Origin of the sequence: Pseudomonas sp. GZD-209, assembly GCF_049310485.1 — a bacterium.
In the GTDB taxonomy this organism is placed as follows: Bacteria; Pseudomonadota; Gammaproteobacteria; order Pseudomonadales; family Pseudomonadaceae; genus Aquipseudomonas; species Aquipseudomonas sichuanensis.
Genome location: NZ_JBMOWQ010000021.1, coordinates 1 through 25,188, shown reverse-complemented (window position 1 = coordinate 25,188; position 25,188 = coordinate 1). Strand labels below are relative to the sequence as shown.

The following is a 25,188-nucleotide window of genomic DNA, read 5'->3' as shown; positions in this document are numbered from 1 at the left end:
TGCGTGCAAGCCCGCTCCCACTGGTCTGGCACTCTGCACAGGACTTGTGGGAGCGGGCTTGCCCCGCGATGGTTCGTACAGGCTTTAGCGGTTGAAGCGCTCCACCAGCGAGTACTGCGTGCCGGCGGTGCTGGTCAGCTCTTCGCTGAGCAGCGCCGAGCGCTGGGCCTGGCCGGCGGTCTGGTCGGCCAGGTCGGCAATGGTGCTGATGTTGCGGCTGATCTCTTCGGCCACCGCGGTCTGCTCTTCGGTGGCGGCGGCGATCTGGGTGGCCATGTCGGTGATGTTGGCGACCGCTTCGCTGATGCCCACCAGCGCCTGGTCGGCTTCCATGACCCGCTCGACACCTTCCTGGGCCTGGCGGTGGCCGGTCTCCATGGTCTGCACCGCGTTGTTGGCGGTCTGTTGCAGCTTGGCGATCAGGCCGTGGATCTGCCCGGTGGACTCGGCGGTGCGCTGGGCCAGCTGGCGAACTTCGTCGGCAACCACGGCGAAACCGCGGCCCATCTCACCGGCACGGGCTGCTTCGATGGCGGCGTTGAGCGCCAGCAGGTTGGTCTGGTCGGCAATGCCCTTGATCACATCGACCACGCCACCGATCTCGTCGCTGTCCTTGGCCAGTTGCGTCACGGTCAGGCCAGTCTCGCCCACGGCAGCCGACAGGCGCTCGATGGCGTCACGGGTTTCGCCGGCAATGTTGCGGCCCTGGCTGGTCAGGCGGTTGGCTTCCTGGGTGGCATCGGCGGTGCGCTGAACGTGGTTGGCCACTTCCTGGGTAGTGGCGGCCATCTGGTTGACGGCGGCGGCCACCTGCTCGGTTTCCACGCGCTGGCGCTCCAGGCCCGACGAGCTCTGGTGGGCGAGGGTGTCGGACTGGCGGGCCTGGTCGCTGAGTTGTTCGGCGCTGTCCTGCAGGCGGGTCAGGCAGGTCTTCATCCGTGCGTCCTGGCTGAGCATGGCCATTTCCAGGCGCGCCTGGACGCCGCGGCTGTCGGTGTACATCTGCGCGATCAGCGGGTCGGACGTGCTCTGTTCGGCCAGGCGCAGCAGGCGCTTGAGGCCGCGCTGCTGCCAGCTCAGGCCGAGCAGGCCCAGCGGGACCGACAGGCCGGCGGCCAGGGCGAAGCCCCAGGAGTGGCCGAGCCAGTTGCCGATCAGGAAGCCGACCTGGCTGATCAGAATGAACGGCAGCCAGTCCTGCAGCACCGGCAGCCACTGGTCGCGGCGCGGGATCGCCGACTTGCCCTGGTTGATGCGCTGGTACAGGCCTTCGGCGCGGCGGATCTGCTCGGCGGTGGGTTTGACCCGCACCGATTCATAGCCAACCACCTGGTTTTTCTCGAAAACAGGGGTGACGTAGGCGTTGACCCAATAGTGGTCGCCGGATTTGCAGCGGTTCTTGACGATGCCCATCCATGGCAGGCCTTGCTTGAGGGTCTGCCACATGTGGGCAAACACCGCAGGCGGTACGTCGGGGTGGCGCACCAGGTTGTGCGCTGCGCCCATGAGTTCCTCGCGAGAGAAACCGCTGATCTCGACGAAGGCATCGTTGCAGTAGGTGATCACGCCTTTGGCATTGGTCGTGGAGATCAACCGCTGTTGGGCAGGGAAAGTCCGTTCTCTCTGGGTAATCGGCTGGTTGTTACGCATTGGCTGTTCAATCCGCAAGGCTTTCGACAGGTATCGGCAAGCCGCTGGTTTTATTGAATGAATATTTAACTTGCATTGATCTGGCGCAACGGATGACCACTGCGATTGTGGTGTAAGCCCACGCGTTCGCGTACGTTGCCGTCAATATTGCAGCTTTATTTATGATTTGTGACGATCAGGTCGGATCATGACCGATTGCTCAGCCAAGTGCCAGCATCGGGTAACTGAAGCCCGCGAAGTGCGCCAGGTTGACGCAGGCATGGCAGGCCACCGCTGCGGCCAGCCCGCCATGGCGGTACGCCAGGCCGTAACCCACCCCTGCCAACGTCGCCAGGTAGAACCACTGCCAGCCGCCCCCCAGGTGAGCCAGGCCGAACAGCAGCGCTGCTGCCAGCAACGCCAGGCCGTCATGCCTGAACAGACGTTGCAGGCCGCCCTGGATGTAACCGCGAAACAGCAGTTCTTCGGTCAGGCTGACCAGCAGCAGGTTGTTCAACAGCCACAGCCAGGCCTGGTCCGGCCATTTCGGCGCCCAGGCCACCAGCCCCAGGGCCCAGGCGCCGCCCAGGCAGGCGAGCAGGGTCAGCGGCAGGATCGCGAGCAGGCTCAGCGCCAGCCCGCGCCCGCGCAACACCACCAGCCACTGGCAGGCCAGCAGCAACCACAGGCCGATCAGCGGCTTGTCCAGGTTCAGGTACATCGAGAACGGCAGCGCGCCTTGGCTGAACACCGCCTTGTCGATGACCTTGGCGCTATTGAAGCCCGGCAGCCAATGCAGGGCCAGTGCAGCAGCCATGCCGATGAACAGCAGGTGGCCGAGGGTCTGTTGCCCGCGCACCCTGCGCCGTACCAGCAGGGCGGTGCACAACAGGGCGAGCAGGCTGGGCAGGGCAGCCAGGCCGAGGCTGCCGTGGGCCAGTGCAAAGCAGTAGCCGAGGGCCAGCAGGCCCAGCGCGATCCAGTGGGGCAACGACATGCAAAATCCTTGTGGCAGCGAGTGCGGAACTGCTTCGACTGAGCTCGCGTCCTTCAGGACACCTGATCAGGGGCCAATAAATGGCCCCTGGCCATGATCACCCTGCAATCAGTTGCCGCAGCACATAGTGCAGGATGCCCCCCGCCTTGAAGTATTCCACCTCATTGAGCGTGTCGATCCGGCACAGCACCTCGATCTGCGTCTGTTGCCCGTCCTCACGGGTAATACGCACTGGCAGGCTCATCCCCGGGCGGATCTGCGCGCCGCCAAGCCCCAGCACATCGATGCGCTCCTTGCCGGTCAGCCCCAGGCGCTTACGGTCGTCACCGGCCTTGAACTGCAGAGGCAACACGCCCATGCCCACCAGGTTGGAGCGGTGGATGCGCTCGAAGCTTTCCGCCAGCACGGCCTTGACCCCCAACAGGTTGGTGCCCTTGGCCGCCCAGTCGCGGCTGGAGCCGGTGCCGTATTCCTGCCCGGCGATCACCACCAGCGGCGTACCTTCCTGCTGGTAGCGCATGGCGGCGTCATAGATCGACAGCTTTTCGCCGCTCGGCACATGCAGTGTGTTGCCGCCTTCCTCGCCGCCGAGCATTTCGTTGCGGATGCGAATATTGGCGAACGTGCCGCGCATCATCACTTCGTGGTTGCCGCGGCGCGAGCCATAGGAGTTGAAGTCGCGCGGTTCCACGCCCTTTTCGCGCAGGTAGCGCCCGGCGGGGCTTTCGGCCTTGATGTTGCCGGCCGGAGAAATATGGTCGGTGGTCACCGAGTCGCCGAGCAGGGCGAGGATGCGAGCCCCTTGAATATCGGTGATCTGCGGCAGCGGGCCGCCAATGTCGTCGAAGAACGGCGGGTGCTGGATGTAGGTGGAATCGTCCTGCCAGACATAGGTGGCCGCCTGTGGTACCTCGATGGCCTGCCACTGGGCGTCACCGGCGAACACTTCGGCGTATTCCTTGTGGAACATGCGTGTGTCGACGTTGCTGACCGCTGCGGCAATCTCTTGCTGGCTGGGCCAGATATCGCGCAGATAGACCGGCTGGCCATCCTTGCCCGTGCCCAGGGCATCCTGGCTCAGGTCCACGCGCACGCTGCCGGCCAGGGCGTAGGCCACCACCAGCGGTGGCGAGGCCAGCCAGTTGGTTTTCACCAGCGGATGCACCCGGCCCTCGAAGTTGCGGTTGCCCGACAGCACCGAGGCGACCGTCAGGTCGGCGCTGCCGATGGCCTGTTCGATGGCTTCGTCAAGCGGCCCGGAGTTGCCGATGCAGGTGGTGCAGCCATAGCCCACCAGGTCGAAGCCCAGCTGGTCCAGGTAAGGGGTCAGGCCGGCTGCCTTGTAGTAGTCGGTGACCACCTTGGAGCCGGGGGCCAGCGAACTCTTGACCCAGGGCTTGCGTTGCAGGCCCTTTTCCACGGCTTTTTTCGCCACCAGCCCGGCAGCCATCATCACACTCGGGTTGGAGGTGTTGGTGCACGAGGTGATGGCGGCGATCACCACCGCGCCGTCACGCAGGGTGTGGGTCTGGCCGGCATGGCTGTAGTCGATCTCGCCGGCCTGGTCGGCATTGCCCACGGCCACGCCGCCACCGCCTTCGCTTTCCAGGCGCCCGACATCCTTGGCCAGTGGCTTGGGCTGCAGCTCGATGAACTGGTCGAAGGCCTGGCGAACCTGGTTCAGGGCTACCCGGTCCTGCGGGCGCTTGGGGCCGGCCAGGCTGGCTTCGACCTCATGCATGTCCAGCGCCAGGCTGTCGCTGAACAGCGGTTCCTGGCCAGGCAGGCGCCACAGGCCCTGGGCCTTGCAATAGGCCTCGACCAGTTGCACCGCCTGCTCCGGGCGGCCCGACAGGCGCAGGTAGTCGAGGGTCACCTGGTCGACCGGGAAGAAGCCGCAGGTGGCGCCGTATTCCGGGGCCATGTTGGCGATGGTGGCGCGGTCGGCCAGCGGCAGGTCGGCCAGGCCGTCGCCGTAGAACTCGACGAATTTGCCCACCACACCTTTTTTGCGCAGCATCTGCGTCACGGTCAGCACCAGGTCGGTGGCGGTGATGCCCTCGCGCAGCTTGCCGGTGAGCTTGAAGCCGATCACCTCGGGGATCAGCATCGACACCGGCTGGCCGAGCATGGCCGCCTCGGCCTCGATGCCGCCCACGCCCCAGCCGAGCACGCCCAGGCCGTTGATCATGGTGGTGTGCGAGTCGGTGCCGACCAGGGTGTCGGGGAAGGCGTAGGTGCGCCCGTCCTCGTCGCGGGTCCAGACCGTGCGCCCGAGGTATTCCAGGTTGACCTGGTGGCAGATGCCGGTGCCCGGCGGCACCACGCGGAAGTTGTCGAAGGCGTTCTGGCCCCAGCGCAGGAACGCGTAGCGCTCGCCATTGCGCTGCATCTCGATGTCGACGTTCTGGGCGAAGGCGGCGGGGCTGGCGTAGCGGTCGACCATCACCGAGTGGTCGATCACCAGGTCCACCGGCGACAGTGGGTTGATGCGCTGCGGGTCGCCACCGGCCTTGTGCATGGCCGCGCGCATGGCAGCCAGGTCGACCACGGCCGGTACGCCGGTGAAGTCCTGCATCAGCACCCGCGCCGGGCGGTACTGGATCTCGCGGTCCGAGCGGCGATCTTTGAGCCACTCGGCCAAGGCACGCAGATCGTCGCCGGTCACGGTCTTGCCGTCCTCCCAGCGCAGCAGGTTTTCCAGCAGCACTTTCAGCGACATCGGCAGGCGTTGCAGGTCGCCCAGCTGGAGGGCGGCTTCGGCGAGGCTGAAATAGTGGTAGGTGTGGTCGGCCACCTTCAGTGACTTGAGGGTTTTCAGGCTATCGAGCGAGGGCATTGACTACTCCTTGTGCTCCGGTGCCCGGCGACTGCCAAAGGATCGCCAGTGTCACCGCTGTGGATCGGTCCGCACGGCACGGACCTGGCTGAACAGTCAGGTTAGCCCCGTTTGCCGGGCCTGACCCTTTTCTGGACCGGTGGGGCGTGTCGCGGGTTCCGATCTTCCTTTATCATTCGCCGCCCGGCCGCACCTTGTGTTGCGTCGGGTCAAGGCTGGCGCCGCCTGCGCCAGTGATGTGGAGTTAGAGATGAATACCCTGTTCATGCATTGCCGGCCCGGCTTCGAGGGCGAGGTCTGCGCCGAAATCAGCGAACACGCCGCCCACCTGGGCGTGGCCGGCTATGCCAAAGGCAAGCCAAGCAGCGCCTGCGCCGAATTCGTCTGCAGCGAGCCCGACGGCGCCGCGCGGCTGATGCGTGAAATGCGTTTCGACCAGCTGATCTTCCCGCGCCAGTGGGCGCGCGGCAGCTACATCGAGTTGCCCGAAACCGACCGCATCAGCGTGCTGCTCGAGCACCTGGCCGAGCTGCCGGTGTTCGGCAGCCTGTGGCTGGAGGTGCTCGACACCAACGACGGCAAGGAGCTTTCGACCTTCTGCCGCAAGTTCGAAGTGCCGCTGCGCAAGGCGCTGGAGAAGGCCGGGCGGCTGGTCGACGACGCGCAGCGTCCGCGCCTGCTGTTGACCTTCATCAGTGGCCGGCGGGTATTTCTGGGCCAGGCCGAAGCGGGTAACCAGGCGCTGTGGCCAATGGGCATCCCGCGCCTGAAGTTCCCCCGGGAAGCGCCCAGCCGTTCGACCCTCAAGCTGGAAGAAGCCTGGCACCAGTTCATCCCGCGCGAGCAGTGGGACCAGCGCCTGAACGACGACATGACCGGTGTCGACCTGGGCGCTGCGCCCGGTGGCTGGACCTACCAGCTGGTCAAGCGCGGCATGCTGGTCACCGCCATCGACAACGGGCCGATGGCCGAGAGCCTGATGGACACCGGGCTGGTCACGCACCTGATGGCCGACGGCTTTACCTGGAAGCCGAAACAGACCGTGGACTGGATGGTCTGCGACATCGTCGAGAAGCCGGCGCGCACCGCGTCGCTGATCGAGACCTGGCTGGGCGAGGGGCTGTGCCGCGAGGCGGTGGTCAACCTCAAGCTGCCGATGAAGCAGCGTCACGCCGAGGTGCGCAAGTTGCTCGACCGCATCGAGGAAGGCTTCAAGGCGCGCAAGGTCAAGGTGTCGATCGCCTGCAAGCAGCTGTACCACGACCGCGAGGAAGTGACCTGCCACCTGCGCCGGCTGGACCTGAAACCGCGTTGAAGCCAATCGCCGGCAAGCCGGCTCCCACGGGCAAAGGGTTGCACGGTCCATGTGGGAGCCGGCTTGCCGGCGATTGGGCTGCACAGCAGCCCCTTGGAGCACCTCGACGGATGCGCCACAATGACGATCATTTCGCGGAGCCTTTCATGACCGATTTCACCCCCGACGCCATCCTCGACGCCACCGGCCTGAACTGCCCGGAGCCGGTGATGATGTTGCACCAGCACGTGCGCAACCTGGCCGCCGGCGGCCTGCTCAAGGTGATCGCCACCGACCCCTCGACCCGCCGCGACATCCCCAAGTTCTGCAACTTCCTCGGCCACGAGCTGGTAGGCCAGCAGGAAGAGGCCGGCACCTACCTGTACTGGATCCGCAAGAAGGCCGACTGAGGCCGGCGCGATCAGGCTACACTGCGCTCCCCTGACAGGAGAGCGCCATGCTGATAGTTGCCGACGAAAACATCCCGCTGCTCGATGCCTTCTTTGCCGGTTTCGGCGAGATCCGCCGCTACCCCGGCCGGGCCATCGATGCCGCCTGCGTGAAGGACGCCGACGTGCTGCTGGTGCGCTCGGTGACCCGCGTCGACCGGCAACTGCTCGAAGGCAGCAAGGTGCGCTTCGTGGGCACTTGCACCATCGGTACCGATCATCTCGCCCTCGATTACTTCGCTGAAGCTGGCATCCACTGGAGCAGCGCCCCAGGATGCAACGCCCGTGGCGTGGTCGACTATGTGCTGGGCAGCCTGCTGACCCTGGCCGAACTCGAAGGTGTCGAGCTGGGCAAGCGGGTCTATGGCGTGGTCGGTGCCGGCGAAGTCGGCGGGCGTCTGGTGCGCGTGCTGCATGGCCTGGGCTGGAAGGTGCTGGTGTGCGACCCGCTGCGCCAGGCCAGCGAGGGGGGCGACTTCGTCGACCTTGCGACCATCGTCGAGCAGTGCGACGTGATCAGCCTGCACACGCCGCTGCAGCGCGGGGGCGAACACCCGACCTGGCACCTGCTCGATGAAGCGCACCTGGCGCGCCTGCGCCCCGGCGCCTGGCTGATCAATGCCAGCCGTGGCCCGGTGGTGGACAATGCTGCGCTGCGTGAGCTGCTGCTGGATCGCGAAGACCTGCATGCGGTGCTCGACGTGTGGGAAGGCGAGCCGCAGGTGGACCTGCAACTGGCCGACCTGTGCACCCTGGCCACCCCGCATATCGCCGGCTACAGCCTGGACGGCAAGCAGCGCGGCACGGCGCAGATCTACCAGGCGTTCTGCCGCGTGCAGGGTGAAGCCGAGCAGGTGCGGCTGGCGGACCTGCTGCCAGCCCCTGCGCTGGCGCAGATCGAGCTGGATGCGGGCGCCGAGCCGGCCTGGGCGCTGGCCACCCTGTGCCGGGCGGTGTACGACCCGCGCCGTGACGATGCCGATTTCCGTCGCAGCCTGAGCGACGACCCGGCCGAGCAGCGTGCGGCCTTCGACCTGCTGCGCAAGCAGTATCCGGTGCGCCGCGAGATCGAGGGGTTGGCGGTGCGTCTGCGCGGCGAGGCGCCGCAGCTGGCGCAGGTGGTGAGTGCGTTGGGCGCGGTGCTGGTTTGACAGCTTGACCTGCAAATAAAAACCCGGCGCAGGCGCCGGGTTCGAAGGAATTCTTGTTTCAGTCTTTGCCGACTTTCTTGACCCGGCTTTCTTCCAGGTCCTTGCAGGCTTTCTGGATCATCTGCTCGGTGATCGGGATCTCGCGGCCCTGGCCATCGATGATCGAACCGCAAACTTGAGGTTGCGGGTGTTTCGGGGCCTTGGGCGTCTCGTTGCCGTGCTGCAAGCTCATGTCCTGTCTCCTCTTCAGGTTCAAGCTCAAACGTACCGCTTTGCCATGACTGGCCTGTGACAACGGGCGGGGCATGACAGGCCCAGTCCAACAGAAAGCGTGGCAAAGCTCCAGCGGCACCTTAGAACGAAAGGTCATAGGTGGGGCATAAGGCTTTTTCGCCCCACGCCGCCCGATACCTCTGATGTGATGCCCCTGCGGGTGGAGCAGTTCCTGCCAGGTGGACCAGTGGTAGGCTTGGCCCATCTTCCTGCCGAACCTGCCCGCCATGCCTGAACCGATCTCTTCCCGCCAACGTCGTGCCCTGCACCTGGGCTGGCAGTTCCTGCGCCCATACCGCCGCCAGGCCCTGCTGGCCCTGCTGGCGCTGGTGGTCACTGCCGGCATCACCCTGTCCATGGGGCAGGGCATTCGCCTGCTGGTGGACCAGGGCTTCATGACGGGTTCGATGCACCAGCTCAACCAGACCATCGGCCTGTTCCTGCTGTTGGTGCTGGCCCTGGCCGTGGGGACTTTCGCCCGCTTCTACCTGGTGTCGTGGATCGGTGAACGTTGCGTCGCCGACATCCGTCGGGCGGTGTTCGATCATCTGCTGGGGCTGCACCCAGGGTTTTTCGAGGACAACCGCAGCTCGGAGATCCAGTCGCGGCTGACCGCCGACACCACCTTGCTGCAGTCGGTGATCGGCTCGTCCTTGTCGATGTTCCTGCGCAATGCCCTGATGGTAGTGGGTGGGGTGATTCTGCTGTTCGTCACCAACCCCAAGCTCACCAGCATCGTGGTGCTGGCCTTGCCGCTGGTGCTGGCGCCGATCCTGTTGTTCGGCCGGCGGGTGCGCAGCCTGTCGCGGCAAAGCCAGGACCGGGTCGCCGATGTCGGCAGCTACGTCGCCGAGAGCCTCGGGCAGATCAAGACCGTGCAGGCCTACAACCACGAAGCCCGTGACCGCATGCTGTTCGCCGAGACCGTGGAAGCGGCGTTCGGCGTGGCGCGACGGCGCATCGCCCAGCGTGCCTGGCTGATCACCCTGGTGATCGTGCTGGTGCTGGGGGCGGTGGGGGTGATGCTCTGGGTGGGTGGCATGGATGTGATCGCCGGGCGCATCTCTGGCGGCGAGCTGGCGGCCTTCGTGTTCTACAGCCTGATCGTCGGCAGTGCCTTCGGCACCTTGAGCGAGGTGATCGGCGAACTGCAGCGGGCAGCGGGTGCTGCCGAGCGTATTGCCGAGCTGCTGGCGGCGCAGAGTGCGATCCTGGCGCCGCGCCAGGCCGTCAGCCTGGCAGGCGGGCGCGCCAGTGGCGCCATCGAGCTGCGCGAAGTGCGCTTCGCCTACCCGTCGCGCCCGGCGGTGGCCGCCATCGATGGCCTGAGCCTGCTGGTGCAGCCCGGCCAGACGGTGGCGTTGGTCGGGCCGTCGGGCGCCGGCAAGTCGACCCTGTTCGACCTGTTGCTGCGCTTCTACGACCCCCAGGGCGGCAGCATCCTGCTCGATGGCCAGCCGATCACCGGCCTGGAGGTGGCCGAGCTGCGCCGTCAGTTCGCCCTGGTGGCCCAGCAACCGGCGTTGTTCCGCGGCACGGTCGAGGCCAACATCCGTTATGGCCGCCCCGAGGCCAGCCAGGCCGAGGTCGAGGCGGCGGCGCGCAGCGCCCATGCCCACGAATTCATCGCCCAGTTGCCGCAGGGTTATCAGACCCGGCTGGGGGAGGGCGGCATCGGTTTGTCCGGCGGCCAGCGCCAGCGCCTGGCGATTGCCCGGGCGCTGCTGGTGGATGCGCCAATCCTGCTGCTGGACGAAGCCACCAGCGCCCTCGATGCGCAGAGCGAACACCTGATCCAGCAAGCGTTGCCGCAGCTGATGGCCGGGCGCACCACGCTGGTCATCGCCCACCGCCTGGCCACGGTGCAGCATGCCGACCGTATCGCGGTGATCGACCAGGGGCGTTTGGTGGCGGTGGGCACGCACCGCCAGTTGGTGGAAGACAGCCCGCTGTATGCGCGCCTGGCGGCGCTGCAGTTCAACAATGGATGAGGCTGTCGCGAGTTTGTAACAATTCTGTAGCAATTGCCTGAGAGTATCTGGCTCAGCTGTTGCGTATGTGCTCGACCTGGCTGCTATCGATTGATGGCAGCTTTTTTTTGGCCTGCGAACGAGGACAAGGATGTCTTTAGTCGGCGGCGCTGTCGTGTCCGCTTCCTTACCTCCTTGTTCCGAGATCCACGATGTTGCGTAAATCCCTCAGAGTGCAAATTCTCACCCTGCTCGGCGGCAGCCTGGCGGCGATGTTGCTGATCGCCCTGGTGTGCTTCCAGTTCCTGTCTTCCAGCGTGCGCGGCTATGCCCAGCTGGTGGACGGGCCCTTGCAGGCCTCGCAGTTGATCGATGAAGCCAACCTGCAGTTCAAGATCCAGGTGCAGGAGTGGAAGAACGTGCTGCTGCGCGGCCGCCAGCCGGCCGAGCTGGACAAGTACTGGCAGCAGTTCCAGGCCCGTGAGCAGCAGGTTCAGACCCTGCTCGGCCAGTTGATCGACAGCAGTGAGCCGGCGCTCAAGGCGCGCCTGGAACAGCTCAAAGCCAGCCACCGGCAGTTGGGTGTGGCATACGAGCAGGGCCGCCAGGCCTTCCTCGCCGCCGGCGGTGACCCGGTGGCCGGCGATGTGGCGGTCAAGGGTGTGGACCGCGCCACCAGCGACCAGATGAGCGCGCTGGTCGAGCAGTTGCGCGGTGATGCCCGTGGCCGTGCGGCTGAAATCAATGCTGATGCCGAGCGCACCGTATGGCTCGGTGTGCTGGTGATGCTGGCTTCGGCCGTGCTGGTCGGGCTGTTGAGCCTGTGGCTGATCAACCGCAGCCTGGTCGAGCCGATTCGCCAGTTGATCGACTATGTCGCCCAGCTCAGCCAGGGCCGCTTCGGCGCGCGGGTCGACAGCCGTCGCGAGGACGAGCTGGGGCGCCTGGCGCGGGCCGCCAATACCCTGCGCGATTTTCTCGCCGACACCGTCGGCCGCCTCAAGGACAATGCCGAAGAGCTGGAGAGCGCCAGCGGCCAGCTGCGCAACATCGCCGGCGACATGGCCAGCGGCACCCATGACCAGTTCCAGCGCACCGACCAGGTCGCCACCGCCATGCACGAGATGTCCGCCACTGCCCAGGAAGTCGCGCGCCATGCCGCCGAGGCGGCCCGCGCGGCGGACGACGCCGACCACAGTGCCCAGGCCGGCGAGCAGGTGATGCAGCAGACCATCGATATCATTGGCCTGGTCAACCGCGAGATCGCCGGCACGGCTGCGGTGATTCGCCATCTGGAGAACGACAGCACGCGCATCGGCAAGGTGCTCGAGGTGATCCGCGGCATTGCCGAGCAGACCAACCTGCTGGCACTCAACGCGGCCATCGAGGCAGCGCGCGCTGGCGAGGCCGGGCGTGGCTTTGCGGTGGTGGCGGACGAGGTGCGCAGCCTGGCCCAGCGCACGGCGGCGTCGATCGCCGAAATCCACCAGATCATCGAGGCGGTGCAGTCGGGCGCGGCAGAGGCGGTCAAGGCCATCGAGAGTGGCCAGCAGCGCAGTGAAGAGGGCGCCGAACAGGTGCAGCAGGCCGGGCAGATGCTGCAGCGCATCACCCTGGCGGTGGAGGCGATTCGCGACATGAACCGGCAGATCGCCACGGCGGCCGAGGAGCAGACCAGCGTTGCCGAAGATATCTCGCGCAACCTGATCGAGATCACCCGTATCGCCACGGCCAACCAGCAGGCGGTGCAGCATACCGAGCAGGCCGGGCAGCGTTTGCATGGCTTGTCGGGGCAGTTGGGTGAGGTGACCTCGCGCCTGACCGCCTGAAGCTGCCATCGCGGGGGAAATCCGCCATCCGGGCGGGATCTTCCCCCGGTGCGTGGCGGTTTGTCGCCATGCGACCTGATGTCGCCCCCATGAACATTGGCTTGCAACCGGTTGGCACGCTCTCTGCTATCGAGGCCGCGCTTACATAACAACCGGATAGATCCAATGAAGAAAATCCTGCTGACGCTCCTGTGCCTGAGCGTCATCGGTTGCTCCAAGCCTGCGGAGCCACAAAAGACCGTCGATGTCCTGCTGATCGGCGGCGGCATCATGAGCGCCAGCCTGGGGACCTACCTCACCGAGCTTGAGCCGGGCTGGAAGGTCGACGTCTACGAGCGCATGGACCAGGTCGCCGAAGAGAGCTCCAACGCCTGGAACAACGCCGGTACCGGCCACTCGGCCTTCTGCGAGCTGAACTACACCAGCGAAGGCAAGGACGGCAGCATCGACATCAGCAAGGCGGTCAACGTCAACGAGCAGTTCGAGGTGTCCAAGCAGTTCTGGGCCTACCAGGTCGAACAGGGCGTGCTGAGCAACCCACCTTCGTTCATCAACAATGTGCCGCACATGAGCTTCGTCTGGGGTGAGGAGAACATCGCCTTCCTGCACAAGCGCGTGGCGGCGCTGCAGCACAGCTCGTTGTTCCGCGGCATGCAGATCTCCGAAGACCGCGAGCAGATCCGCCAATGGGCACCGCTGGTAATGGAAGGGCGCGACCCGGGGCAGAAAGTCGCGGCCACGCGCATGGCCATCGGTACCGACGTGAACTTCGGCGAGATCACCCGCCAGCTGTTCGCATCGATGACCCGCAACCCTAATGTGCAACTGCACCTGAGCCATGAAGTGCGCGACATCGCGCGCAATGAAGACGGCAGCTGGAACGTGGTGGTGGCCGACCTGGCCAACGGCGGCGAGCAGACCAGCGTCAAGGCCAAGTTCGTGTTCATCGGCGCCGGCGGCGGTGCGCTCAAGCTGCTGCAGAAATCCGGCATCCCGGAAGCCGACGGCTATGCCGGCTTCCCGGTGGGCGGCCAGTTCCTGATGACCGACAACCCCGACACCGTCGCCCGGCACCAGGCCAAGCTGTACGGCAAGGCGTCGGTCGGTGCGCCACCGATGTCGGTGCCGCACCTCGACACCCGAATGATCGATGGCAAGCAGGTCCTGCTGTTCGGTCCGTTCGCGACCTTCTCCACCAAGTACCTGAAACACGGCTCGCTGCTGGACATGTTCGCCTCGCTGACTAGCCACAACGTCAGCCCCATGCTGCATGCCGGTATCGACAACATCGACCTGAGCACCTACCTGATGGGCCAGCTGATGCTCAGCTTCGATGACCGCATGGCGGCGCTGCGCGAGTATTTCCCCAACGCCAGGAACGAGGACTGGACGCTGCTGCAGGCCGGCCAGCGGGTGCAGGTGATCAAGAAGGACCCTGTGCACGGCGGTATCCTGCAGTTCGGCACCGAGGTGGTGGCCGCCGAGGACGGCAGCATTGCCGCGCTGCTGGGCGCCTCGCCCGGCGCGTCGACCGCCGCGCCGATCATGCTGACGGTGCTGGAGAAGACCTTCAAGGACCGCATCAAGAGCCCTGAGTGGCAGGCCAAGCTGAAAGCGATCGTGCCAACCTACGGGCAGAAGCTGAACAACGACCTGGCGCTGACCAACAAGACCCGCGAATGGAGCAGTGCACGGCTGCAATTGCTGCATGTGCCGGTCATGCCGGATACGGCGGTGTCGGCTCGGTAATTGCCAATCGCGGGGGGAGACAAACCCCCCACTCCTGCCACAGCTCCACCGCGTAGGGGGGGGAGCTGCCTCCCCTCCCCTCTTCTCCGCCTCTCCTATCCGGCTGATTCTCCCCCCCCCCCCCCGATGCGATTCAGGCACAAAAAAGCCCGCACTTGGCGGGCTTTTCGGGGATTTGGTCGGAGAGACAGGATTCGAACCTGCGGCCTTCTCGTCCCGAACGAGACGCGCTACCTGGCTGCGCTACACTCCGATGGCCAAAATGCTACTGCATCGTTTTTTTCAACGCAACCCCTTGTTGCAAAAAGGAGTTGCGCCGAAAAGCAGTGGCTGGATCAAAGCTCTTTGACCGTGCGGATCTGGTCTTTGTTGATGCGCGTGCGCTTGCCGTCAAGCTGTTCGAATTCGTAGAAGCCGGAGTCTTCGTCATAGCTCGGGGTATCCACCGCCTGGATCTCGCGGCCGTCGTTCAGGGTGATGACGGCTGGTGAGGCGCAGCCGGCGAGGGCGCCCAGGCCCAGGGCGAGCAGGAAAGCGGGAAGGGTCCGTTGGATCATCGTGTTTCTCCTGGTTCGAGTGTGCTTGATGACGTTATGACGCAGGGCGCCTACGCAAGTTCCTTGTCCAGTGCAGCATAGCGCTCAGGCCGGGGCATTGACCGGGAGCAACGGCGGGGCAGCGCTCGGCCGGCCTGTGATATAACAGCGCACATCCCAGTTTCCCTGCGACGGACCCCCATGAAAGCCAAGGCAGATACCCCCTTCGTGCCGTTGAACATCGCTGTACTGACGGTCAGCGACACCCGTACCTTCGAGACCGACACCTCCGGCCAACTGTTCGTCGATCGCCTCACGGCGGCCGGCCATCAGCTCGCTGCCCGGGTGCTGCTCAAGGATGACCTGTACAAGATCCGCGCCCAGGTCGCGACCTGGATCGCCGATGACCAGGTGCAGGTGGTGTTGATCACCGGCGGTACCGGTTTCACCGGCCGTGACAGCACCCCGGAAGCCGTGGCCTGCCTGCTGGACAAGCAGGTCGAGGGTTTCGGCGAGCTGTTCCGACAGATCTCGGTGGCCGATATCGGCACCTCGACCGTGCAGTCCCGGGCCTTGGCGGGCCTGGCCAATGGCACCCTGGTGTGCTGCCTGCCGGGTTCGACCAATGCCGTGCGCACCGGCTGGGATGGCATCCTCGCCGAACAGCTCGACGCCCGCCATCGCCCCTGCAACTTCGTCCCTCACCTGAAGCAGGCGGCGGCCTGTGACAGCCGTGGTTGAGGCTGCGACCGCCCGGCCGTTGATGCCGGTGGAAGAAGCCCTCGAGCGCCTGCTGGCGCTGGCCGAGGCCGCGCCGATCGGTGACACCGAAGAGGTGGCGCTGGCCGATGCCGAAGGCCGCGTGCTGGCGCGTGAGCTTGTAGCCGGGCTCGACCTGCCGCCCTGGCCCAACAGTGCCATGGATGGCTATGCGCTGCGCCTGGCTGATTGGCAGGGCGAGGCGCTGCCGGTGAGCCAGCGCATCTTTGCCGGCCACGCGCCGCAGCCCCTGCAGCCAGGCACCTGTGCGCGTATCTTCACCGGTGCGCCCTTGCCTGAAGGGGCCGATTGCGTCGAGATGCAGGAAAACGCCGAAGTGCTGGAGGATGGCCGGGTACGCTTCCTCGAGCCACTGGCCGTTGACCAGAACGTGCGCCCCAAAGGCCAGGAGACCCGTGCCGGCGAGCAGGTGATGAGCGCCGGCACACGCCTGGGGCCGATCCAGCTGGGCCTGGCGGCGACCCTGGGTTTTGCGCGCCTCGACGTGGTGCGCCGGCCGAGGGTGGCGGTGCTGTCCACCGGCGACGAACTGGTCGAGCCCGGCTTGCCGCTTGGCCCGGGGCAGATCTACAACAGCAACCGGCGCCTGCTGGTCAGCTGGTTGCAGCGCCTGGGGTGTGAAGTGGTGGATGCCGGCATTCTGGCCGACGACCTTGAGCGCACCCGCCAATGCCTGGCCGGGCTGGGCGATGTCGACCTGATCCTGTCCACCGGCGGCGTGTCGGTGGGTGAGGCCGATTACCTTGGCCTGGCCCTGCGCGAAGCCGGTGAGCTGGCGTTGTGGAAGCTGGCGATCAAGCCGGGCAAGCCCCTGACCTTCGGTCACTACCAGGGCGTACCGGTAATCGGCCTGCCGGGTAACCCCGCATCGACCCTGGTCACGTTCGGCCTGCTGGCCCGCCCGTACCTGCTGCGTCGTCAGGGCGTGGCCGCTGTCGCACCGCTGCGCTTCAGCGTGCCGGCGGGTTTCGACTGGCCCAAGCCGGGCAATCGTCGGGAATACCTGCGGGCGCGGATCGAAGACGGCCAGGTACGCATCTACAAGAACCAGAGCTCCGGGGTGCTGCGCAGCGCTGCCTGGGCCGAGGGGGTGGTGGAGGTGCGCGAGGGCAGCATGCCGCGTCAGGGCGAGCTGGTGCCGTTCATTCCCTTCAGTGAGCTACTCGGCTAGCACCTCACCGCTGGGCGATGCGCCTGCGGGGGCCAGTTGGGTCAAGCGCATGTGCACGTTCTCCAGCTGTTGCGCCGCGACACTCCAGTCGTGGCGCTGGCGGGCGAACTGGCGGCCGGCTTCACCCAGTTGGGCCATGCGCCAGGGCTGGTTGAGCAGTTGGGTGATCAACAAGGCCAGCTGGCCGCTGTCGTCGCTGCCCAGATAGTGTTCGCCATTGTTGGCCGCCAGGCCCGAAACGCCCTTGCCGGTGCTGATCACCGGCAGGCCCGCGGCCATCGCTTCGAGGATTTTCACTTTGGAGCCGCCGGCATAGCGCAGCGGTGCGAAGAACAGCGCCGAGCGCCGTTGCACTTCGCGAAGGTCGGGGCGGTAGCCGACCCACTCGATGCGCGGGTCGTTCCAATGCAGTTTCCAGCTGGCCGGCAGCGCATGCCCGGCAATGGCCAGGCGTACCGCCGGGTTGCTCATCCACACCTGTGGCAGGATTTCTTCCAGGGCCCACTCGATGGCCTCGAGGTTCGCCCCGTACTCGAAGTTGCCGACGAACAGCAGGCGCTGGCTGTGGGGGCACGGCCGGACAGCCTCGAAGTAGTCGCAGTCGACGCCATTGACCACCACGTTGACTGCTCGCCCGCTGATCTGCTCGATCAGTTCGGCATCGTGGTTGCTGACCGCCACCACTTCGCTGGGTTGACGCAGCACGCGCTGCTCCCAGCGGCGATAGCGCCAGCGGTCGAAGGCATTGAAGGGGCGCAGCCACAGTGGCAGGCGGTCATGGCAGGCGCCGCCCATCACCGACTCAAGGGTATGTTCGCTGAGCATGAAGGGCAGGCCACGGGCCTGCAGGGCTTTTTCGAAGGGTTGGAAGCTGTAGCTGTGCTCGATCTGGATGACATCCCAGGGTTCGTCCAGCAACTGCTCGAAGCGATGCCGCAGGCACGGTGCCAGGCCATTGACGATCGCCCGCATGGGGTAGTCGATGATCGGTGAGGCCAGCAGGTTCAGCGGGCTGTGCAAAGGGCGCCGGGGCAGCACGATCAGGCGTTCGAGCAAGGGCTCCAGGGCTTCGCGCGCCGCATCGCTCAGCGGCACCCTGGACTGCACCAGCAAGGTGATCCGGTGACCACGCTGCGCCAGTTGGCGCAGCAGATGATATTGCCGGGTCTTGCTGCCGCTGGTGGTGGGCCAGGGCAGGTAGGGCAAGGTCCAGAGTATGCGCATGAGCCGGATTCCTCGTTGCATGGCCGGGTGTCGGCCCTGGAAGCCAAGACGCGCCCGCTGGCAGTCAACCGATGGCGGCTGCCGGGGCGCGTCCATAAATATCAGTAAAGCGTACGATGTCGTCCTCGCCCAGGTACTCGCCGCTCTGCACTTCGATCATCACCAGGTCGATGACGCCGGGGTTGGTCAGGCGATGCGTACGGCCGGGCTTGATGAAGGTCGACTCGTTGGTGTCGAGCAGGAACTCCTCTTCACCATTGGTCACGCAGGCCATGCCGCTGACCACGATCCAGTGCTCGCTGCGGTGGTGGTGCATCTGCAGCGACAGCGATTCGCCAGGGCGGACCATGATGCGTTTGATCTTGAACCGCGCGCCTTCCTCGAGCACGGTGTACAGCCCCCAGGGGCGGTTCACGCTGCGGTGCAGGCGGTAGGCGTCGTGGCCCTGGCGCTTGAGCTGCTGGGCGATCAGCTTGACCTCCTGGCTGCGGGCCGCATCGGCGATCAGCAGGGCGTCGGGGGTGTCGATGACGATCAGGTTGTCCAGGCCGACGGCGCCGACCAGCCGGCGTGGCGAGTCGATGTAGCAGTTGCTCACGTCATGCAGCACGGTTTCGCCATTGCAGTGGTTGCCCAGCGCGTCGGCGGGGCGCAGTTCGCGGACGGCCTCCCAGCAGCCGATATCGCTCCAGCCCATGTCACAGGGCAGCACCGCGACCTGGGTGGAGGGCTCCATCAGCGCGTAGTCGATGGAAATATCGGCTACCTGCTCGAAGCTTTGCGCATCGAGCTCCACCTGCAGGCCGGTCGAGCCTTGCTTGGTCTCGCTCTGGGCCAGGCAGTGGGTGACGCTTTGCAGAATGTCCGGCGCGTGCAGCTGCAGTTCGTGCAGCAGGGTGTCGACACGCAGGCAGAACATGCCGGCGTTCCACAGGTGACGGCCGCCTTGCAGGTAGGCCTGGGCAGTCGTGGCGTCGGGCTTCTCGACGAAGCGCTCGACCTGGTACGCGCCGTCACCGAGTGGCTGGCCTTGCTCGATGTAGCCAAAGCCGGTCTCGGCGCGAGTCGGCTGTAGCCCGAAGGTGGTCAACCAGCCTTGGCCGGCCAGCTGCCGGGCTTGTTCCACAGCCGTGGCGAAGGCGGCCTGGTCCTCGATCAGGTGGTCGGCGGGGAGCACCAGCAGCACGCTGTCTTCGCCATGCACGCGGGCACAGTGCAGTGCAGCGGCGGCGATGGCGGGGGCGGTATTGCGGCCGAACGGTTCGAGGATGAAATCGAGCGCAACCCGCTCGCTGTCCACTTGCCGGTATTCGTCCTGAGTGCGGAACACCACTTCGCGGTTGGTCACCGTGAGTACGCGTTCAACCCCTGGGAGCGTGCTGGCGCGCAGGAAGGTCTTCTGCAGCAGGCTGATGCCATCGGCCAGGCGCATGAAGGGCTTGGGCATGGCTTCGCGGGAAACCGGCCACAATCGGGTGCCAGCACCGCCAGCGATGATACAGGGGATCAGAACGCTCATAGTCATAGCCTCTACTCAGGGCGCTGGGGGCAGCGCAACGAACGGAAATCACGACCTGTCAGGCATCTGGCGGCAAAAAGTCAATAAAATGACTTTCGTGAGCGGCATCGTCCTTGAAGGCCAAATATTTGTCGAATGATGCGCTTGTAGCCTCAGGCTTTCAATGTCAATTGTGTGAAGTCAGCTTTAATCGCTTAGCTCAGTGAGCAATTTCAGGTTGATGGTGGTCGAGATTGCAGTAGGGTTTTTCCATGGAGAACAACGATGAATGAGCGCAAGGCACTGCTGATCCTGCATGGCAAGCAGGCGACCAACGACGAGGTGCGCGAGGCCGTGGGCCAACTGCGTGAGCGCGGTTGGCAGCTGGATGTGCGCCTCACCTGGGAGGCGGGCGACGCCCGGCGCCTGGTCGAGGAGGCGCAGGCCGCAGGCTATCCGCTGGTGGTGGCAGGTGGTGGTGATGGCACCTTGCGCGACGTGGCCGAGGCCGTGGCACAGGGGGCCGCCAACACTCGGCCAAGCCTGGCGTTGCTACCCCTTGGAACCGCCAATGACTTCGCCAGGGCCGCCGGGGTGCCGTTGGAGCCGGCGGCGGCACTTGCGCTGCTGGACACGCCGGCGCAGGCGATCGATCTGGGGCAGGTGGGCGACCAGCTGTTCCTCAACATGGCGACTGGCGGCTTTGGCAGCCAGGTCACAGCCAGCACCTCGGAAGACCTCAAGAAAGTGCTGGGGGCGGCGGCATACCTGTTCACCGGCCTGTCGCGCTTCAGTGAGTTGCAGGCTGCCTCGGTCACGTTGCACGGGCCGGGTTTCGAGTGGCAGGGGGAGCTGCTGGCGCTGGGCATCGGCAACGGGCGCCAGGCCGGCGGCGGGCACGTGCTCTGTCCGGACGCCAAGGCTGACGATGGCCTGCTGGACATCGGTATCCTGCCGGCGCCGCAGGAAATGGTGGGGGCTTTGCGTGGGCTGCTGGCGGGGGAGGAACTGTTCGTGCGGGCGCGGCTGCCGTGGGTGGAGATCAAGAGCGCACAAGGCCTGGACATCAACCTCGACGGCGAGCCGCTGCAGGCCGACAGCCTGCGCTTCGAGGTCGTGCCCCGGGCGCTGTGCGTGCACCTGCCGGCGGATTCGCCGTTGCTCAGTCGTCCAGGCTGATGATCTTTTCGCGCACGGCGAACAGCACCAGGCCCGCCACGTCGTAGATCTGCAGGCGTTTCATGATTTGCGAACGGTGGGTTTCCACGGTCTTGATCGACAACCCCAGGCCATTGGCGATTTCACGGGTTGATTTGCCACGTACGATCAGGCGCAGGATCTCCAGCTGGCGAGCGGTCAGGTTATGGCGCTCTTCGCTGGGTGGCTTGCCGCTCTGCGCGCGCAGCAGCGCCTGGTTGATCACGGTGTGGGCGATGGCGGGGCTCAGGTAACGCTCGTTGTTGCGCAGTGCGGTGAGGGCCTGTTCCAGCTCGGTGGCGCTGGTGTCCTTGAGCAGGTAGCCATGGGCGCCGCTTTCCAGGGCGCGCATGATCAGGTCGGGGTCGGTGTGCATGGACAGCATCAGCACCTTGCAGGCGCAACCGTTTGCGCGTAGTTGCGCAAGCGCGTCCAGGCCGCTGGTCGAACGCATGGATATGTCCAGCAGGACAATGTCCGGCGCTAGGCGCAGGACCTGCTCCAGCAACTGGCCACCATCCTCGACTTCGCCGACCACCAGGTAGTCGGGCAGGTCCGATACCAGCGCGCGCACGCCGGCGCGAATCAGCGAATGGTCGTCTACCAGCAGCAATCTACACGTCATGATGGGGGGAGGTCCTGGCACGTTCCTGGCTGCGTGGCGGCCACGGGAACAGGGCTTCGATCTGGCAGCCTTGGCCGGGTTGGCTGTTGACGGTCAGGCTGCCTTGCAGGGCGGTGGCCCGCTCCTGCATGCCAGCCATGCCGCGTTGGCCTGCCTCGGCCGGAGCTTGGGCGGGCACGAAGCCACGGCCATCGTCCTGAATCGACAGGGCAAGGCCTGGCGGCGTGCGTTGCAGGCGAATCAGCAGGTTGCGGGCGTTGGCATGGCGCAGCACGTTGGTGACCGCTTCCTGGGTGATGCGGAAAGCCGCCATGGATACTTCTTCGCTGATGCCGCCCAGGCGCTGGTGGCAGTCCAGGCTCCAGTGCAGGTCGCTGCTCTGCAAGGTGCTCTGCAGGTGCGCGCGCAGGCTGGCCTCAAGGCCCAGGCTGGCCAGTTGCCGCGGGTTGAGGATGGCGGACAGGTCGCGAACGTTGCTCAAGGTGTGGTCCAGGGTGCTGCGCAGGGTCGTGCACTGGGCCTGCAACTGCTCGGGGACCCGGCGTTGCAGCCAGTCGAGCTGCAGCTTGGCAGCGGTCAATAACTGGCCGATATCGTCGTGCAGTTCTCGGCTCAGGTGCTGGCGCTCGCTTTCCTGCACTTTGAGCATGCGGTCGGCAAGCTCCGCCGGGCGCAGGCTGATCGAGTGTGCGCCGTGGCGCAGCTGCCAGGCAACGCCGAGCATTGCCAGTACTTGCAGCAGCAGCAGGCTGCCGGGCAATGGTTGTGCTCGCCAGTAGAAAAGCAGGTTGGCCGCCAGTGAGGCCAGGCACAACAACGCGGTTGCCCAACGCAGCAGGGCGATGCTAGAGCGGCAGCGCTGGAAAAACGTCAAGCCTGGGAACATAGGGAGGGAGGCCAATAAATTATTGCTGTTGGAGGCATTAGACAGGTTTGGCCAGAGGTTCGGCGTCCCGTTTTCAAGTAAGCATCGGGCACGAATGCAAAAGCCCGGTATCGAAGGAGCACGCGTTCGAGTGCACGCATGTTAACACTTCGGTTTGCTTTGGTCGCGGGGGTGCAACTGCTTGAAACCTCAGAATTTACTGACTCTCGCGGAGTATCCGTGCAGTCCGCAGGCCGGCACAGTGCCACGGCCGCTACGCGGCAGCGAGGGGGTAAGTGCAACTAAGGCAAACCCTGATGTGCAGGTTTTACGCAACTTGTGCAACTTTGCAAGTTGGACGATCGTCTCGCCTAGTTGCAACGCAAGAGCAGCCTGTTAGTTGCCGGTCGTGGCGGTTTTAACATTGCACGCCGGCACTTGCCTGCCCGGCAGGTGCCGGCGTGCAGTTGGCGTCGGTACCCAGGCCGGGCACGCACGGTTGCCCAAGTGCACTGGCCAGTTCGTTCAGCAGCAGGTGTTGTTCTTCGCTGTCCAGGCTCAGGCGGCCGGTGAGCGGATCGACCAGCTCCAATTGCCACGCCAGCAGGGTCAGGCAGGCTGCCAGTGCCGGCAATGTCTTGCCCTGCAAGTGTCGCTGCCTGCAGGCAGGGGCGAGCAGCTGTTGCAGGGTGCGGGAGTAGTGCGCCACTTCAAGCAGGCCAAGGGTGTCGGCGCGCAGTGCCAGCAGGTCAAGGCTTTCGTCAAGGCAGTGGCAGGCGTCGGGGTCGTTGCCGATCAATTCGAGGTGCTGCAGGCATTCCTGTGCCTTGCTCAGCAGGGTCTGCGCATCCAGCAGGAAACCCTGCAGGACGCTGCTGGGCAGTGGTGCGATATCCATCATGTCACTCCAGCGCGCAGGGCTAGAGCAGGGGTGGGCCATACCTGGACGATTGCGAGCAAAAGCCTGACTCCATTCATGCATTGAGAATGGCGTCACATTAATGGCTAAAGGATATTGCGAACATCAGGTTGCACCCGATTGCGGGTAGGGGTTTCCCTGATGAAGATAGGGGCGAATGCTTCGTTACGGGGGGTGCCTTGCAGTGGGGGCGTGGCGGCAGTAAAGCATGATGGTAAAGTGATATCAATCTCTGCTCCCGGCTTTTTCTGTTCGGGGTCAAGCTGCGCAAATACCCGCCGATACACCAGCGGATGCAATCAATTTTCCCGACACAAGCCAGGGGGTTGTCCAAATGGCCGGCATTCTCGACACGGTAGACCAACGTACGCAACTGGTAGGTGAGAACCGCCTGGAAATCCTCATGTTCCGTCTGGCTGGCCGGCAACTGTTCGCCATCAACGTGTTCAAGGTGCAGGAGGTGCTGCAACTGCCCAAGCTGACGCTGATGCCGCAGCGCCATTCATACGTCTGTGGCGTGGTCAACCTGCGTGGGCAGACGCTGCCGGTGATCGACCTGTCCCAGGCAATCGGCATGCGGCCACTGCAGCCAGGGCCAGGCAGCACCATCATCGTCACCGAGTACAACCGTTCGGTGCAGGCCTTCCTGGTGGGGGGCGTCGACCGGATCGTCAACATGAACTGGGAGTCCATCATGCCGCCGCCGACCAGCGCCGGTCGCCAGCACTACCTGACGGCGATCACCAAGGTCGAAGAGCAGTTGGTGGAAATCATCGACGTGGAAAAGGTATTGGCCGAGATCGTGCCCTACAGTGCCAAGGTTTCCCGTGACAAGCTCGAAGACCCGGTGCTGGCCCGTGCCCGTGGCCGCGAAGTGCTGCTGGTGGATGACTCCAGCGTGGCCTTGGCGCAGTTGCGCGATACCTTGTCGCAGTTGGGGGTGAAGCTGCACGTGGCCAGTGATGGCCTGAAGGCGCTGCGTCTGCTCAAAGGCTGGGCCGATGCCGGGGAGGATGTCTGCGAGAAGCTGCTGATGATCTTCACCGATGCGGAAATGCCTGAGATGGACGGCTACCGGCTGACCACCGAGATTCGCAACGACCCGCGTCTGCGCGGCCTTTACGTGGTGCTGCACACTTCACTGTCTGGCAGCTTCAACGAGTCGATGGTGAAGAAGGTCGGTTGCGACAACTTCCTCTCCAAGTTCCAGCCCGACCGCCTGGTGGATGTGGTCCGTCAGCGCCTGAGCATGGACACCGCTTCGGCCTGATACCTGGACCACCTGTGTCCGGTATAAGCTTGGGCTTTTACTGGCACAGGGTGAGGCAGGGATGATTCTGAGTGCGTTGTATCGTTATCCGGTGAAGTCGACGCAGGCGCAGAGCCTGCAACGCTCGCCGGTCGATTACCTGGGCCTGGACGGTGATCGGCGCTGGTTGGTGGTAGAGGCCGAGAACGGTCGTTTCCTCACCCAGCGGGCGTGGCCTGCGCTCGGGCAGATCACTGCCGATTACGGTGCGAATGGCCAATTGCTGCTCACCGCGCCAGGGCGGGCGGCATTGAGCGTGCCAGTGCCACCTGCAGACGACGAGTTGCGTGGTGTCACCATCTGGCGTGACACCTTGCGCGTGCCCGATGCCGGGGATGCGGCAGCGGCATGGCTCAGCGAGCTGTTGGGTAAGCCGGTGCGGCTGGTGCATTGCCCTGACCAGCGTGCGAGGTACCTGCCCAGCGGTTATGGCCTGAACAGCGACCGCGCGGCATTCCCTGATGGTTTCCCGTTGTTGTTGATCGGCCAGGCTTCCCTGGACGAGCTGAGCGCGCGCATCGGGCGCCCCATGGAGATGCTGCGTTTTCGCCCGAACCTGGTGGTCGAGGGCGCCGAGGCATTTGCCGAAGATCGCTGGAAGCGCATCCGTATTGGCGACATGACCTTTCGTGTGCTCAAACCCAGCGTGCGTTGCATCCTCACCACCCTCGACCCCGCCACGGGCGAACGCAGCCCGGACCGTGAGCCGCTGACCACGCTCAAGACGTTCCGCGAGAAAGAGGGGGATGTGCTGTTCGGCCAGAACCTGGCGGTGGATGGTGCGGGGGAACTGAAAGTGGGGATGAACGTCGAGGTTCTCGAATAGTGTCATCGCGGGGCAAGCCCGCTCCCACGCCACAAGGTACATAGGGTGGCGTGGGAGC

At 65.2% G+C, this 25,188-nt stretch carries 21 protein-coding genes, 1 tRNA gene and 1 pseudogene; 12 read left to right on the top strand and 11 right to left on the bottom strand.

Going from position 1 to position 25,188, the window contains the following annotated elements:
• Positions 1-84 precede the first annotated feature (84 nt).
• The 3 genes from ACO6VM_RS03165 to acnA form a co-directional block, all read right to left on the bottom strand.
• Complete coding sequence (locus tag ACO6VM_RS03165; protein ID WP_125463347.1) at positions 85-1,650, bottom strand: methyl-accepting chemotaxis protein; 1,566 nt, start codon at positions 1,648-1,650, stop codon at positions 85-87.
• Between the two features lie 199 nt (positions 1,651-1,849).
• Positions 1,850-2,626, bottom strand: coding sequence for a type II CAAX prenyl endopeptidase Rce1 family protein (locus tag ACO6VM_RS03160; protein ID WP_401056854.1), 777 nt, complete (start codon positions 2,624-2,626; stop codon positions 1,850-1,852).
• A 97-nt stretch (positions 2,627-2,723) separates the two neighbouring features.
• A complete protein-coding gene (gene acnA / locus ACO6VM_RS03155; RefSeq protein WP_401056855.1) occupies positions 2,724-5,465 on the bottom strand; it encodes an aconitate hydratase AcnA in 2,742 nt (913 codons plus the stop codon).
• Between the two features lie 250 nt (positions 5,466-5,715).
• Between acnA and rlmM the strand changes: the two genes are divergently transcribed.
• From rlmM to pdxB, 3 genes are all read left to right on the top strand, one after another.
• The gene (rlmM, locus tag ACO6VM_RS03150; RefSeq protein WP_323831195.1) at positions 5,716-6,780 is read left to right on the top strand and encodes a 23S rRNA (cytidine(2498)-2'-O)-methyltransferase RlmM; all 1,065 of its coding nucleotides are present in this window, start codon (positions 5,716-5,718) and stop codon (positions 6,778-6,780) included.
• Between the two features lie 146 nt (positions 6,781-6,926).
• Positions 6,927-7,169 (top strand): sulfurtransferase TusA, encoded by a 243-nt coding sequence (tusA, locus tag ACO6VM_RS03145; RefSeq protein WP_110993565.1) that lies wholly within the window; start codon positions 6,927-6,929, stop codon positions 7,167-7,169.
• 47 nt (positions 7,170-7,216) lie between these two features.
• Positions 7,217-8,359: a 4-phosphoerythronate dehydrogenase PdxB gene (gene pdxB, locus ACO6VM_RS03140; RefSeq protein WP_422402753.1), complete on the top strand. Its 1,143-nt coding sequence runs from the start codon at positions 7,217-7,219 to the stop codon at positions 8,357-8,359.
• Positions 8,360-8,417: 58 nt separating this feature from the next.
• On the opposite strand, the gene ACO6VM_RS03135 is transcribed toward pdxB, so the two are convergent.
• Positions 8,418-8,591 carry a PA1571 family protein gene (locus ACO6VM_RS03135; RefSeq protein WP_190306040.1) on the bottom strand — a complete coding sequence of 58 codons (174 nt, stop codon included), beginning with the start codon at positions 8,589-8,591 and terminating at the stop codon, positions 8,418-8,420.
• A 268-nt stretch (positions 8,592-8,859) separates the two neighbouring features.
• Between ACO6VM_RS03135 and ACO6VM_RS03130 the strand changes: the two genes are divergently transcribed.
• The 4 genes and pseudogenes from ACO6VM_RS03130 (at position 8,860) to mqo (ending at position 14,180) form a co-directional block, all read left to right on the top strand.
• Positions 8,860-10,623 carry an ABC transporter transmembrane domain-containing protein gene (locus tag ACO6VM_RS03130; protein ID WP_401056857.1) on the top strand — a complete coding sequence of 588 codons (1,764 nt, stop codon included), beginning with the start codon at positions 8,860-8,862 and terminating at the stop codon, positions 10,621-10,623.
• Between the two features lie 191 nt (positions 10,624-10,814).
• Positions 10,815-11,498: pseudogene (locus ACO6VM_RS03125) on the top strand (methyl-accepting chemotaxis protein); the annotation flags it as partial.
• 165 nt (positions 11,499-11,663) lie between these two features.
• The gene (locus ACO6VM_RS03120) at positions 11,664-12,431 is read left to right on the top strand and encodes a methyl-accepting chemotaxis protein (protein WP_422402755.1); all 768 of its coding nucleotides are present in this window, start codon (positions 11,664-11,666) and stop codon (positions 12,429-12,431) included.
• Positions 12,432-12,596: 165 nt separating this feature from the next.
• Positions 12,597-14,180 carry a malate dehydrogenase (quinone) gene (mqo, locus tag ACO6VM_RS03115; protein WP_422402752.1) on the top strand — a complete coding sequence of 528 codons (1,584 nt, stop codon included), beginning with the start codon at positions 12,597-12,599 and terminating at the stop codon, positions 14,178-14,180.
• Between the two features lie 176 nt (positions 14,181-14,356).
• Here the strand turns inward: mqo and ACO6VM_RS03110 are convergent.
• Together ACO6VM_RS03110 and ACO6VM_RS03105 are read right to left on the bottom strand one after the other, a co-directional pair.
• Positions 14,357-14,433, bottom strand: a tRNA-Pro gene (locus ACO6VM_RS03110).
• Positions 14,434-14,515: 82 nt separating this feature from the next.
• Entirely contained in the window at positions 14,516-14,737 is a 222-nt protein-coding gene (locus ACO6VM_RS03105) for a YgdI/YgdR family lipoprotein (protein WP_110993561.1), read from the bottom strand.
• 180 nt (positions 14,738-14,917) lie between these two features.
• On the opposite strand from ACO6VM_RS03105, the gene moaB reads away from it, so the two are divergent.
• Complete coding sequence (gene moaB, locus ACO6VM_RS03100) at positions 14,918-15,457, top strand: molybdenum cofactor biosynthesis protein B (RefSeq protein ID WP_125463355.1); 540 nt, start codon at positions 14,918-14,920, stop codon at positions 15,455-15,457.
• 22 nt (positions 15,458-15,479) lie between these two features.
• The gene (glp, locus tag ACO6VM_RS03095; RefSeq protein ID WP_401057139.1) at positions 15,480-16,667 is read left to right on the top strand and encodes a gephyrin-like molybdotransferase Glp; all 1,188 of its coding nucleotides are present in this window, start codon (positions 15,480-15,482) and stop codon (positions 16,665-16,667) included.
• Here glp and ACO6VM_RS03090 read toward each other — a convergent pair.
• Entirely contained in the window at positions 16,656-17,891 is a 1,236-nt protein-coding gene (locus ACO6VM_RS03090) for a glycosyltransferase family 4 protein (RefSeq protein ID WP_401056859.1), read from the bottom strand. The genes glp and ACO6VM_RS03090 overlap by 12 nt on opposite strands.
• A 64-nt stretch (positions 17,892-17,955) precedes the next feature.
• Positions 17,956-19,410: a mannose-1-phosphate guanylyltransferase/mannose-6-phosphate isomerase gene (locus ACO6VM_RS03085; protein ID WP_422402751.1), complete on the bottom strand. Its 1,455-nt coding sequence runs from the start codon at positions 19,408-19,410 to the stop codon at positions 17,956-17,958.
• A 264-nt stretch (positions 19,411-19,674) separates the two neighbouring features.
• Here ACO6VM_RS03085 and yegS point away from each other — a divergent pair, with 264 nt between their 5' ends.
• Entirely contained in the window at positions 19,675-20,568 is an 894-nt protein-coding gene (gene yegS / locus ACO6VM_RS03080) for a lipid kinase YegS (RefSeq protein WP_422402750.1), read from the top strand.
• Here yegS and ACO6VM_RS03075 read toward each other — a convergent pair.
• The 3 genes from ACO6VM_RS03075 to ACO6VM_RS03065 all read right to left on the bottom strand — a co-directional run bounded on the left by ACO6VM_RS03075 (position 20,552) and on the right by ACO6VM_RS03065 (position 22,977).
• Positions 20,552-21,211 carry a response regulator gene (locus tag ACO6VM_RS03075; RefSeq protein ID WP_401056862.1) on the bottom strand — a complete coding sequence of 220 codons (660 nt, stop codon included), beginning with the start codon at positions 21,209-21,211 and terminating at the stop codon, positions 20,552-20,554. The two genes, yegS and ACO6VM_RS03075, sit on opposite strands and share 17 nt — an antisense overlap.
• A complete protein-coding gene (locus ACO6VM_RS03070; RefSeq protein WP_401057140.1) occupies positions 21,201-22,097 on the bottom strand; it encodes a sensor histidine kinase in 897 nt (298 codons plus the stop codon). Before ACO6VM_RS03070 ends, ACO6VM_RS03075 begins: the two co-directional genes overlap by 11 nt.
• A 397-nt stretch (positions 22,098-22,494) precedes the next feature.
• The gene (locus ACO6VM_RS03065; protein WP_401056863.1) at positions 22,495-22,977 is read right to left on the bottom strand and encodes a histidine kinase; all 483 of its coding nucleotides are present in this window, start codon (positions 22,975-22,977) and stop codon (positions 22,495-22,497) included.
• A gap of 352 nt (positions 22,978-23,329) precedes the next feature.
• Here ACO6VM_RS03065 and ACO6VM_RS03060 point away from each other — a divergent pair, with 352 nt between their 5' ends.
• The gene (locus ACO6VM_RS03060; protein WP_401056864.1) at positions 23,330-24,265 is read left to right on the top strand and encodes a chemotaxis protein CheV; all 936 of its coding nucleotides are present in this window, start codon (positions 23,330-23,332) and stop codon (positions 24,263-24,265) included.
• 61 nt (positions 24,266-24,326) lie between these two features.
• Positions 24,327-25,130, top strand: coding sequence for an MOSC domain-containing protein (locus ACO6VM_RS03055; protein ID WP_422402749.1), 804 nt, complete (start codon positions 24,327-24,329; stop codon positions 25,128-25,130).
• Positions 25,131-25,188 lie beyond the last annotated feature (58 nt).